Origin of the sequence: Nonomuraea sp. K271, assembly GCF_009908215.1 — a bacterium.
GTDB lineage: Bacteria > Actinomycetota > Actinomycetes > Streptosporangiales > Streptosporangiaceae > Nonomuraea > Nonomuraea longispora.
Window position 1 is genome coordinate 1 of sequence record NZ_JAAAHR010000247.1, and the last position, 10,693, is coordinate 10,693.

The following is a 10,693-nucleotide window of genomic DNA, read 5'->3' on the forward strand; positions in this document are numbered from 1 at the left end:
GCGCTGGGAGGCGCAGGAGGACCTGGTCATCACCCATCCGGAGCTTCCGCTCTTCCAAGGGGCTTCGCCTTGGTACGCCAAGTGGCGATCGGGGGAGCACGCGTTCGTACCAGCGCTCGCCGAGAAGCGGGGCGTGGACCTCGGCCGGCCGTGGCAGTCGCTGCCTGAGGAGTTCCGTCACTGCGTGCTGTACGGCACGGGTGAGGAGAAGGTCGAGGCGACCATCGACATGACGAACAAGAAGGAGACGGCTCTGGTGACCTACACCTCGAGCCAGCCGCTGCGGGGAGCGCTCGCCGAGGTGGAGCGGGTGTTCGTGAACGCCCAGACCTCCAGCGCCAAGCAGCGCTACCTGCCGTACATGCGCAAGCAGCCCTGTGGCACCTGCGGCGGCAGCGGGTACGACCAGGTGGCCCGGTCCGTGCGGCTCGGCGGGCTGACCTACCCCGACCTGATCGAGGTGGAAGTACAGGAGGTGCGCAGCTGGGCGCAACGGGTGGCGGACACCCTGTGCTCCCGGCAGCGAGAGGTGGGCGAGCCGCTGCTGCAGGACCTGAACCGCAGGCTCGCAATCCTGGACCGGCTCGGCCTGGCCCATCTCCAGTTGTCCCGGAGCGCGGCGACGCTGTCCGGTGGTGAGTTGCAGCGGACCCGGCTCGCCGCTCAGCTCGGCACCGAGCTGAGCGGCATCATCTTCGTTCTGGACGAGCCCGGGACCGGGCTGCATCCCGCGGACAAGGCGCATCTGCTCGACATCGCCCTGGAGTTGCGCGCGGCCGGTAACACGGTGCTCCTCGTCGAGCACGATCCCGAGCTGATCGCCCGGGCCGACTGGGTGATCGATATGGGGCCCGGTGCCGGTCGCCTCGGCGGTGAGGTCCTGGTGTCGGGGCCTCCCGCCGATGCGGCCGCCCACCCGAAGTCCCTGACCGGGCGCTACCTCGCCGGCGAGGGGCCGCGGCTGGGCCGGACCCGCCGCCCGGCCGGGGATGACACCGGCTGGGTGAAGCTGCACGGCCTGCGTGCGCGCAACGTGACCGCAGACCAGGTGCGTTTCCCTGCAGGTCGGCTCACCTGCCTGACCGGGGTGAGCGGCAGCGGCAAGAGCAGCCTGCTCAGTGCGCTGGCGGCGAGTGTGGAGGCCGCCTTGGACGGAACGGTGACCGACATGGTGCGGGAGGTGACCGGCATTGAGGGGTTCAGCTGGGTCGCCGTCGTCGATCAGGAACCGCTCGGGCGGACGCCGCGATCCAACCCGGCCACCTACAGCAAGGCGTTCGACATTGTCCGCAGACTGTTCGCCGAAACGGACGGGGCGCGCGGGCGCGGGGTCAACGCCTCCTGGTTCAGCTTCAACACCGCGAATGGCGGCCGCTGCGAGACGTGTACGGGATACGGCCGCAAGCTGGTCGACATGCACTTTCTGCCGGATGTGTGGGTGGTCTGTGACGCGTGCGAGGGGCGGCGCTACAAGCCGGAGGCCTTGGACATCAGGTACCAAGGGCTGGCCATCGATCAGGTCCTGGAGCTGACCGTCGCCGAGGCCGTGGAGCAGTTCTCCGAGCCCCGGCAGCTCGCGGAGATCCTGGGAGCCTTGGACCAGGTCGGGCTTGGCTATCTCCAACTCGGCCAGAGCGCCACGGAGTTGTCCGGGGGCGAGGCGCAGCGGCTGAAACTCGCGTCGGCGATCCAGCGAGGCGCTGCGAGCCGCAGGGCCGGCCTTGTCGTTCTCGACGAACCCGTTTCGGGCCTACACCCATCTGACATCCAGCGGGTGGTTGATGCGTTCGATGTGTTGCTCGACTCGGGCAACACCGTCGTCGTGGCCGAGCATGACATCCCCGTCGCCGCGTCCGCAGACTGGGTGATCGACCTGGGGCCCGGAGCCGGTCCGGACGGGGGTGCGGTGGTCGCGGAGGGCACCCCGGACACCGTCGCGACTGCGGAGACCCCGACCGCCGTCTTCCTTCGGCGGTACGCGGCGGGCCTGCCGCTCCTGGGAACGCGGGAAGGCGCGCGCCTGTAGAGGGCCGGGAGCGCGTCCGGCGTGTGTCCGCCGGCTACGTCAAACGATCTCCGAGGCCTGGCAAGCGCTCCCATCGTGGCGCGGTCCTTGGGATCGGCTGCCGGACCTCCATGAGCGCGGGACGGCCGGGCTGCCGTCACTGGATGGGGACGTGGAGGTCGCGGAACGGGCCGATCTTGACCGTGAGGGTGTCGGCGGTGTCGGGCAGAGCGAAGAGGTTCCAGAACTCGCGGGTCTGCCCCGGTGCGAACTTCTCGGTGCTGATGCGGACGCCGGAGACGTCCGTGCATGCGCAGTAGAAGTCCACGCCGTCGTCGGTGGGGACCTCGAGGCGGCCGGGCAGGTACTGGCGGCGGGCGGCGACGTCGGTCACGCGGACGTTGCTTGCGGCCTGGTACTTGTACGCCTCCCAGTCCTGGGCGTGGTGAAGGTTATTGAACCAGGTCTCGGCCGATCCCTCATTGGTGATCTTGTAGGTGAGCAGGCCGAGGCCGCCGGGCAGTCGGCGCAGGCCCGCGACCTCCATGGCGATGGGCCGGCCGTCGGCCTTGGTGGTGCCGGTCAGGCCGGTCGCGCCGGGAGCGGTCGTGGCCACCGGTTCCTGGGTAGCGGGCTGGGGTTTGGGGAAGGTCACTGTGACGCGGCGGTTGCGGCGTTTGCCCTCATCGCTGTCGTTTGTGTACAGCGGGCGGCGCGAGCCGTACCCCTTGGCCCGGAAGCGGATCCCGCCCCTGGACAGCAGCGCCGACAGGGCGCGCTGTACCGCCTGAGCACGGCGCAGCGACAGCGGGTCGTTGATGGCGTCGTTGCCGGAGGAGTCGGCGTGGCCCGCCACCGTCACCACTGTGGCGGGTGAGGCGTCGATGAGCTTGGCCGTGCGGGCCATGATCGACTTGGCTTCGGGGGTGAGGGTGGCCTTATCGACCGCGAACAGCACGTCGGAGGAGAGGTTGACCTGCAGGTCCTTGCCGTCGTCGGCGGTCTCCTCCGATTTGTCCAGGGCCTCGGAGGGGAGGATGAGGCGGCGGATGACGGGCGTGACAGGCTCGGCATCGGGGTCGGGAAAATCGCCGGTCGGAGCTTCGTCGCTGATGGGCACGTCGAGCATCGGCGGGCCTACGGGGGTGACGACGGTGGTCGTCGCAGGGTTGCCCGACGGTGCGGGCAGCACCGCGTAGACGGTGATCGACCGGCCAGGGTCGATGAAGCGGCCGAGGCCGTCGCGGTCCAGGTCGCTGCAGAGGCAGGGGGAGCCGGCGGGTTTGTACGGCAGGATCCAGGTGCGGGCCTGCGCGTCGAGGACGCCGATGCCGGAGGCCCACTTGATCGCGCCGAGGGGGCGGGTGCGGTCACCCATCTCGCCGGGCCAGGACAGGTGCTTGTCGGTGCCGGTGTTGGACAGCCGGATCTGGGCGATGAGGTGCTTGCCCTTGACGCGGTTGAGGCCGACGACCTCGACCTTGAGGTTCTCGGTCATGGTGCTGCGGGTATCGCTCAGGGCCGGTCGGGTGCCGTGATCCGATGCCGTGGCGGTGGCGGGTGGAGCGCTGGTGCCCGGGGCACTCGACGTCGGTGCGGTGGTGGTGGGCGGGGGCGCGGCTTCCTTCGTCGGCAGCACCCCGCACCCGGCCGTGGCCAGCGTGAGTACGGCGCTCAGGGCCAGGATCCGATGAGGATTGGGAGAGAGAATATCCCGTCCGAAATGTTGGCGCTCAGACCGCGTGAGAGCGATGCACACACCCCGGCCAGAGGTGTCCCGTCCGTCAGGCGTGTGCATGCGACACCACCGGGAACAAGCCCGGAGCTACCACGTCCATCACTGACTTGACGATCGCGTGCGGCTCGTACTCCTGCGCGCGAGAGCCGGTAGGGATTGCACCGGCGAGGCCTACGGCAACTCCTGCAGCCCGTAGCTTTCTTTGCATGAGAGACTCCTTTTCGGATGGCCTTGGGTGATACGTGCATAGTGGGGAAGTCGAGCTGCGGTCGTCCGATCGCGGTCCTTACTTATTCAGTGCGAACCCGTAGCAACCATGCAGGACTGTCCCAGCCGCACTTGTAGTCGATGACGATTCCAGCACTCGTCTGGCGCGCCCGCGCTGCCGGCAGCCTTCGTGCGCCACGCACTCTTCCTCTCCCGAACGCGCACAGCCGATCGCGTCACGCACCCCTCTTTCTCTCATGGGCACCAGGACCGGCGCGTCGCCCATCCATCGCGTGCCGGCGTTTCGGCACCCGCACGCCAAGGACGAGCTCGTCCATGTCAGGCTCTGGCAATACTATACGGTATGGTACGGTATTAGCGCATCGTGAGCAATTCATTGTCCGAGGAGAGACATGTCAGCATTGCCCGATCCGGTTTGGCCGGTTGTCGTCCTAGCGATCATCAAGGCCGGTGACGCCGTCATGTGCATCAAGCCCGTTCCGTTCATCGCCCAGTGCTTCGAAGACGTGAACTGGCCGCGACGTTACTGGTGGATCATGCCACCGCTGAAGTTCGCCGCCGCGGCCGGTCTGACCCTGGGCATCTGGGTGCCGTATCTCGGCGCCGCGACCTGCGTCGCGCTCGTCCTCTACTTCATGGTCGCCATCGCGATGCACATCGCGGCCCGGGACTTCGGCCGCAACCTCTTCCTCAACGCCACCGCCATGCTGCTGATCTGCGTCGCGGTCGGCGTCTACAGCTTCATGGCATGAAGCTCGCCTGCGCCTCGGCGCGCGCGGACAGCTCCATACCCGATGGTACGTTTGCCGGATGAGCACGGCACGAGCCCGGTGGCTGAACGAAGGCTTGAAGGTCCTTGCGGAAGAAGGTGCGGCAGGGATTCGCATCGACCGGATCGCCGCTCGACTCAACCTGTCGAAAGGATCGTTCCACCATCACTTCGATGGCGCCGAGGGGTACAAGAAAGCGCTTCTCGCCTATTTCGAGCATCTATCGATTGAAATGTTCGAGAATGCAATTTCCGAGGTCGGTGAATCGGCTGGTGCCCGGGTAATCCTCGCACGGTTGACGAAGCTCGTCCGCCCTGGCGGCACAGGACTCTATCGTCCAGAGATCGATGTCGCATTGCGAGCGTGGGCGACATGGGATGCGGATGTGCGTGCCGTGCAGACCCGCCTTGACGAGGCCAGACTGTCCGCACTCCAGCGGGTGTGGAGATCAGCCGTCGCCAGCGACGAGGAGGCCCGGACGGCGGCCCTGTTGCCCTACCTGCTGGCGGTTGGAGCAACCGTCGTCTTTCCCCCCGTCGACGCTGACCAGCTTCACGACCTCTACGAAATCCTCCTACCACTCGTACCGGACAGCTCCAGCCAGACACGGGATGACACGACGCCACCACCATGACCTCGCCACGCGCCGGTTTTCACTCGTACCCCGGCCATGTCTATTGCAGACTGAATCGGCGGCGTCGACCATCACTGTGCGAAGGAGCTGATAGAGCATGAGCACCGGCGGCGGGCATCGGTCAATGTGGTGGCCAAGCGGTAGGTGCCAGTGAAGGTTGTGCTGTCGGTGCAGGTCACTGTCACGCGGGCCTCGATGACGCGGATCCTGCAAGGCGCCGGTCACGGACAGGTAGGAGCCATCGGTGAGTGTGGCCAGGATGGGGTGCGCCGGTTGCTGCGCAGCCGACCGAGCACCTAGGCGCGCTGACCTGGGCGAAGAAGGCGTTGCCGTCGAAGCCCTTGCCCTGACAGGAGCATGTCCGGCTCCGGCGGGTGCAGCAGGCGGCGGGCATAGCCGCTTTCGCCCTCGCCGGTGGGGCCGAAGACCGCGCCGATCAGGGCCCGCGTTCCGGTATCGGCGAGCGTCCTCAGCTCCAGCAGGGGGATAGCCGCCGTGGCCAGGGCTGCCCAGCCAGGCCCGGTTACGGACGGTGCCGGGGGCCTCGAGAGAACTGCATCCGTCGAAGGAGACCGTGCGGTAGGCCCCGAACCGTACTCCGGGCGTCGTGGGCCAGCGGTCCGCGGGCCGTCATCGAGACGGCTTGAGCGACCGCTCGCCTGCCGAGCAGCCCCGGTGGTTTCGCACAACCGATGAAAATCGTGACACAAGATGTCGGGTTTTGAGGCGAGCATGGTTCGCTGGTCGGCGCCGATGGAGGACGTGGACCGAGCCCTACGGATAGACAAGGACCCGCAATGCGCGAAACACAAGAAGATCTCAAAGAGCTGCAGGCCCTGCTGGACGCTTCTCTCTCCCGTTCCAGCTCGCATCTCCGCTCGCTCATCAATACCGAAAGCACACTGACCGCAGAGGAGCTCACCGGGGTCCTCGCCGGGATGTGCACCCTGGCCCTATCCACCGTGACGGCGAAGGGCGAGCCACGGATCAGCGGCGTGGACGGGCATTTCCTGCACGGGAAGTGGCACTTCGGCACGGCGCGCGGCGCCGCCAAGGCCCGCCATCTCGCCGCCCGGCCCGCCGTCAGCGCCGCGCACATGCGCGGCGAGGATCTGGGCGTGTTCACGCACGGCACGGTGGAGATTCTCAACCCCCAGCACAGCGAGCCAGCCGCGGACTGGCCGGACCTGCTCGCCTACTTCAAGGACTTCTACGGCGACGACCTCTTCGACTGGGACAACGAAGTGGTCTACTACCGGCTGCATCCGCACTGGATGAGCGTCTACGCCCCCGACATCGCCAAGCTCACTGCGGCGTCCCGTTCCTGATCTGTTTGCAGCACGTGCCGCATCGGGACCGGCCACGTGCTGGAAGACCTGGTGAAGCGGCCTCTCAGCGCCATTTGGCGATGAGAGGCCACCGCGTAGTGGCGTTATCGGTTCGTTCGGCATGGGTGGGGATCTGTCCGCCCATGTTTGCTGTGTTGCGAGAGGGAGGACGAAGGTTGATTTCATACGGGACGTCGTGAGTATGGGTAGACCTCGGTGGCCATCGACACTCTGCACAATGAGGCCCAGCTGGATGACGTCGCGATCGGTGAAGCCCGCGCGGGACAGGACAGCAGGTCAGCACCACGCTCTTCGACAACGCGGCGGCTACGGCATGGCAGGCGACCGATCGCATCCCGACATGACCGGGCGCGCCGTCGTGAAGGTGGCGTTCCGTTACAGACCACCGGCCGTCGCCTGCACAGGATTTCCGGCAAGAGCCTCACAGCAAGTGACATCTCAATTACGGTGGGGCCATGGGTAGTCGCGCACAATATGCCACCATGCAGGACGGCACCTTCGGGCTCTACTACTCGCAGTGGGGCGCCTACCAGCTCGAACTCGACTTCCTGCCCGGCCCTGAATCTGCAACCCGGTTCGCCCGCCGACAGCGCGAGGTGAGCTCATGGATGTGGAGCTCGAATGCGACGGTGCATGTCTGATCGACCATGACGAACGGCGACTGCTGCTGTTCTGTCACTGCGGCGCCGATCAGAGCTACCGGCTCGCGGCCTTGGTGACGCTCGCCCGTACCTGGCCCGGCTGGCGGGTGGAGTGGGCCTATGACGGCCTTCAGCAGCTCAAGGCGGCAGCCGGCCACGCCACCGACCTTGCCGCGACAGGCCCTGGGAATCCACGGGCGGGCGAAGAATGGTGCGACGTGCTGGTCACCGTGATGCACCAAGGTCAGACACGGGCCCACCTCGTCGACTCGGCCGAATCGGTCATCCGCAGCTGGGCGAGGAGCCTGGACGACCACCGCTCTGCCTGGCCGACGATCACTTCCTGCCCCGGCAAGGTCATCGCCGGTGTCCACCTCGACCTTGATGACCAGACCGCCGGCGTCTGGACCTCCTCCACGTTGCGCGGTGCCCTGCGGAACGTGGGGCAGGGGTGGCCTGGCTGGCACTGGTCGAACTGGGAGGACAGGTCAGCCGAGCAGGCGCGCCGGGTCGCCGGAGCCCTGCCGTGCCGGAGCCGGGCCTCGCGGAAGGTCTGCGTGCTCTCGCCGCGGAGTTCGACAAGCATCAGGACGTGGACTCCGCCACCGAGTCTGCCTCCCTCCTGCTCGCCTTCACCGACCTCCTGTTCGCCGGTGCCAGGGCGTCGGGGCTCCAGGCCCACGTCCACACAGACAACTCACACACCGCCTCATGGATCTGACCGGCGAGGAGAAGGCCTTGGTCCACACCGTAATCGCCGGCCTCATGACGTCGCCCCGGTGAACGGGTCCAGCCGAGATACGGGAAACGGCAACGAGCCGATCTTGGCGCCCCGTCAGCTTGCCGTCCGAAAAGCCCTCAAACTGATCACGCTCGACCGCTGACCATACGCCTGCCCGCGGAAGGGCGGCCAGCCGGGTTGGGCAGCGCGGCCCGGCAGTGGACAACGTCGGGCGCCGGTCCGCGACAGGCACGTTGCCGGAGCCAGCGCACCTAGCGTTTACTCTGACCGAGGGCTTCTATACGGGATTCGCCCTGCCGACCGGGGGGGTGGGCGCCGTGCTCAACTCCCGGCTATAGCCGAGCCGTCGTCGGACAGGACCCGGTAGACGCTGGCCACCGAGGGGTGCCGGCCTTTGTTCTTGCCCGCGGGGATGACCAGCTTGCGGGCGATGCGGGCCGCTCAGCAACTCCAGCTCAATGTCGTGACGGCGCAGATCCTCGGCGATGGCAAGCAACTCGGCGGCGCCCCGGCCCAGGCGCTTCATCTCATGCACCGTGAAGATCATGCGCTGATGCGGGACGGCTTGCTTGATGGTGCGGGCGTACCCCATCGCCTTGGCGAACTCCGGCCGCACCTTGACTCGAGTGCTGATCTTCTCGGCGAAGACCGGTTCACAGCCCGCCTCCTTCAGCGCGTCGAGCTGGCTGTCCAGCTCCTGCTGCGCCGTACTGCACCGGGCATAGCCGACCCGGGTCGGCCTGGCCGCGGACGCAGGCGCCGCAACGTCCAGGGCCGGGCCCGCCTGCCAGACGCGGCCGGGCCCGCGTTCGGCGGGAGTACGCACCTCCAGCTCGGCACGCAGCTGCGGCACCAGCATGAAGCGCGGCGTGTGGTACTTGGGCGCGACCTTGCCGCCCCGCGTCCGGCAAGAGCTGCCCGCGGGCGCCTCACACATCGGACAATCGAACTGTTCGACGGCGGCGGCTGAATCCATCGTTATCTGGGGTTCTTGAGCGAAGTAGCTGGTCAGCCGCTTGAAGGTCTGTAAGCCACGTCAGGCAAGTAGGCTGCTCGCGTTCGGTGCGCCGATGGATCGTCGAGAGGTCCCTGTCCGGCTGGCTGGTGCGCGCGAGGGGAACCAGGGGAACGTTCTAGAGGCCAGCGAGGTGCGCATCAACGTCACGGGCGCGGGCGGGCGCGGCAGTCCCGGACAAGGGTCCCGTATCCTATGATCACGGGCTTATGAGCCGATTGCCCACGCTATCTGCCACGGAAGTCCCTTCAGAGCGGCTCCTGCTTCGCAGAGCGTTGCACGATGCCGACCGTGAAGGATTCATCGAGTTCTCGACTGATCCTGAGGTTCAGGAATACATCGGTGGTCCCCGGCCTCGAAGTGAGGTCGAGCAGCGCTTCGATGCAGTCGTCACTGGCGACGCAACATCCAGTCCTGGCAATTACGTCATCGCGGACAAGACGACGAACCGCTTTATCGGGACCTTGATGCTCGCCCGCCGGTCGACTGATAGCCCCGGACATGTCACCGAGGATGGCGAGGAACTGGAACTGGGCTATGTGCTGCGGCGCAGTGCATGGGGCGCGGGGTTCGCCTTCGAGGCCGCAACGGCCGCGTTGCGCGCTGCGGCTGACGAACTCCCCGACCAGCCGGTCTTGCTCGTGACCCAGACCGCGAACAAGCGGTCTTTGAAACTGGCCGCCCGCCTTGGCTTCCGCCCCATCAGCACGTTCGAGTGGTTCGATGCTGAGCAGACCCTCTGCACGGCTCCCCTGTCCATGTTCAAAATCTGATCACAGCATCAACACAGCGGTCCTCAGGCTAGGCGACCCAGTGGTTTCGGGCGCTTCCCAGGCGGTCAGATGCCGGTCAGGGTCGGTCTCCTGGTGCGCGAACTGGTTGATCAGATCGGCGAGAGCTTGCCGATCCTGCGCGGGGAGGTTCTGCAGCAGGGCGATCACCGGCTCCAGCACCTCCATCGTGGCCTCGGGAGTGATGGCGTCGTCGTCGCTGTGATCCAGCCTGATGACGACCTCGGTGAGGGCTCTGGCAAGGGTTCGTTCGAGCGGAGTCATGACGGGGGCTCCTTGGCCGCTCATTGGAGTGCGGGGGGACGGGCTGCCTTGACGCGATGACGGTCGCGGTCAGCCCGCTGCCGGCTCGGTGAGGCGGGCTTCGAGGTCGGCGATCATCTGGGTAAGCAGGCTGGTGTTCTCGCGCCGGACCGCCTCCTCGCCGACCGGGTCGGACGGCGAGGCCGGGGCTGGGGTTGCGGCTGTGGATGACCGTGCCCAACCCTGGGCCGGATTGCGGTCCACATGGCCACCGACGCGCCGGCCTGCGGAAATGTCGTTGGGTGGACCGGACAGAGCTACGCTTCTGTCCGGTCAGGGGTTGGCGCGGTGCGTTTCTGCCGTATTCGTGTGTCCTGAACGTGAAGGAGAGTTCGATGTAGGCGAATGATGGCTCTTCGAAGTCAGTCGGGGTTGGGCCATCCACGGCTTCTCGGAGTCAACCGCGCACCGGTCTTCCGACCTCGATTGGGGACGAAACCCCATGCAGCCGATCCGTCGGCTCAAGTCCGCGGGATG

The 10,693-nt window shown here is 67.0% G+C and carries 12 protein-coding genes; 8 read left to right on the top strand and 4 right to left on the bottom strand.

The features are described from left to right. On the top strand, positions 1-2,026 hold a 2,026-nt coding region (locus tag GUY59_RS44065), incomplete at its 5' end, for an ATP-binding cassette domain-containing protein (protein WP_161715040.1). 136 nt (positions 2,027-2,162) lie between these two features. Here GUY59_RS44065 and GUY59_RS44070 read toward each other — a convergent pair. Further along, a complete protein-coding gene (locus GUY59_RS44070) occupies positions 2,163-3,503 on the bottom strand; it encodes an OmpA family protein (protein ID WP_161715041.1) in 1,341 nt (446 codons plus the stop codon). 73 nt (positions 3,504-3,576) lie between these two features. Between GUY59_RS44070 and GUY59_RS50370 the strand changes: the two genes are divergently transcribed. The 5 genes from GUY59_RS50370 (at position 3,577) to GUY59_RS44090 (ending at position 7,365) form a co-directional block, all read left to right on the top strand. Next, positions 3,577-3,699: a hypothetical protein gene (locus GUY59_RS50370; protein WP_269129086.1), complete on the top strand. Its 123-nt coding sequence runs from the start codon at positions 3,577-3,579 to the stop codon at positions 3,697-3,699. Positions 3,700-4,363: 664 nt separating this feature from the next. Continuing rightward, positions 4,364-4,723 (top strand): DoxX family protein, encoded by a 360-nt coding sequence (locus GUY59_RS44075; protein WP_138208101.1) that lies wholly within the window; start codon positions 4,364-4,366, stop codon positions 4,721-4,723. Between the two features lie 58 nt (positions 4,724-4,781). Beyond that, entirely contained in the window at positions 4,782-5,375 is a 594-nt protein-coding gene (locus tag GUY59_RS44080; protein WP_138208100.1) for a TetR/AcrR family transcriptional regulator, read from the top strand. Between the two features lie 797 nt (positions 5,376-6,172). Further along, the gene (locus tag GUY59_RS44085) at positions 6,173-6,703 is read left to right on the top strand and encodes a pyridoxamine 5'-phosphate oxidase family protein (RefSeq protein WP_138208099.1); all 531 of its coding nucleotides are present in this window, start codon (positions 6,173-6,175) and stop codon (positions 6,701-6,703) included. A gap of 476 nt (positions 6,704-7,179) precedes the next feature. Continuing rightward, on the top strand, positions 7,180-7,365 hold the full coding sequence (locus GUY59_RS44090; RefSeq protein WP_138208098.1) for a hypothetical protein: 186 nt from the start codon (positions 7,180-7,182) through the stop codon (positions 7,363-7,365). A 244-nt stretch (positions 7,366-7,609) separates the two neighbouring features. On the opposite strand, the gene GUY59_RS44095 is transcribed toward GUY59_RS44090, so the two are convergent. After that, on the bottom strand, positions 7,610-7,951 hold the full coding sequence (locus GUY59_RS44095) for a hypothetical protein (protein ID WP_138208097.1): 342 nt from the start codon (positions 7,949-7,951) through the stop codon (positions 7,610-7,612). Positions 7,952-7,957: 6 nt separating this feature from the next. Between GUY59_RS44095 and GUY59_RS50375 the strand changes: the two genes are divergently transcribed. After that, positions 7,958-8,086, top strand: coding sequence for a hypothetical protein (locus GUY59_RS50375; RefSeq protein WP_269129087.1), 129 nt, complete (start codon positions 7,958-7,960; stop codon positions 8,084-8,086). Between the two features lie 298 nt (positions 8,087-8,384). Here GUY59_RS50375 and GUY59_RS44100 read toward each other — a convergent pair whose 3' ends face one another. Beyond that, positions 8,385-9,083: a recombinase family protein gene (locus GUY59_RS44100; RefSeq protein ID WP_201762075.1), complete on the bottom strand. Its 699-nt coding sequence runs from the start codon at positions 9,081-9,083 to the stop codon at positions 8,385-8,387. Positions 9,084-9,331: 248 nt separating this feature from the next. Between GUY59_RS44100 and GUY59_RS44105 the strand changes: the two genes are divergently transcribed. Next, complete coding sequence (locus GUY59_RS44105) at positions 9,332-9,895, top strand: GNAT family N-acetyltransferase (protein WP_138208096.1); 564 nt, start codon at positions 9,332-9,334, stop codon at positions 9,893-9,895. Here the strand turns inward: GUY59_RS44105 and GUY59_RS44110 are convergent, their stop codons facing one another. Further along, positions 9,896-10,177: a hypothetical protein gene (locus tag GUY59_RS44110; protein ID WP_138208095.1), complete on the bottom strand. Its 282-nt coding sequence runs from the start codon at positions 10,175-10,177 to the stop codon at positions 9,896-9,898. Positions 10,178-10,693 lie beyond the last annotated feature (516 nt).

What these genes read in the sequence shown, in the direction of transcription:
- GUY59_RS44070 (WP_161715041.1), bottom strand. Translation starts at nt 3,503, where the DNA reads ATGACCGAGAACCTCAAGGTCGAGGTCGTCGGCCTCAACCGCGTCAAG.
- GUY59_RS44075 (WP_138208101.1), top strand. Translation starts at nt 4,364, where the DNA reads ATGTCAGCATTGCCCGATCCGGTTTGGCCGGTTGTCGTCCTAGCGATC.
- GUY59_RS44080 (WP_138208100.1), top strand. Translation starts at nt 4,782, where the DNA reads ATGAGCACGGCACGAGCCCGGTGGCTGAACGAAGGCTTGAAGGTCCTT.
- GUY59_RS44085 (WP_138208099.1), top strand. Translation starts at nt 6,173, where the DNA reads ATGCGCGAAACACAAGAAGATCTCAAAGAGCTGCAGGCCCTGCTGGAC.
- GUY59_RS44090 (WP_138208098.1), top strand. Translation starts at nt 7,180, where the DNA reads ATGGGTAGTCGCGCACAATATGCCACCATGCAGGACGGCACCTTCGGG.
- GUY59_RS44095 (WP_138208097.1), bottom strand. Translation starts at nt 7,951, where the DNA reads ATGCTTGTCGAACTCCGCGGCGAGAGCACGCAGACCTTCCGCGAGGCC.
- GUY59_RS44100 (WP_201762075.1), bottom strand. Translation starts at nt 9,083, where the DNA reads ATGGATTCAGCCGCCGCCGTCGAACAGTTCGATTGTCCGATGTGTGAG.
- GUY59_RS44105 (WP_138208096.1), top strand. Translation starts at nt 9,332, where the DNA reads ATGAGCCGATTGCCCACGCTATCTGCCACGGAAGTCCCTTCAGAGCGG.
- GUY59_RS44110 (WP_138208095.1), bottom strand. Translation starts at nt 10,177, where the DNA reads ATGACTCCGCTCGAACGAACCCTTGCCAGAGCCCTCACCGAGGTCGTC.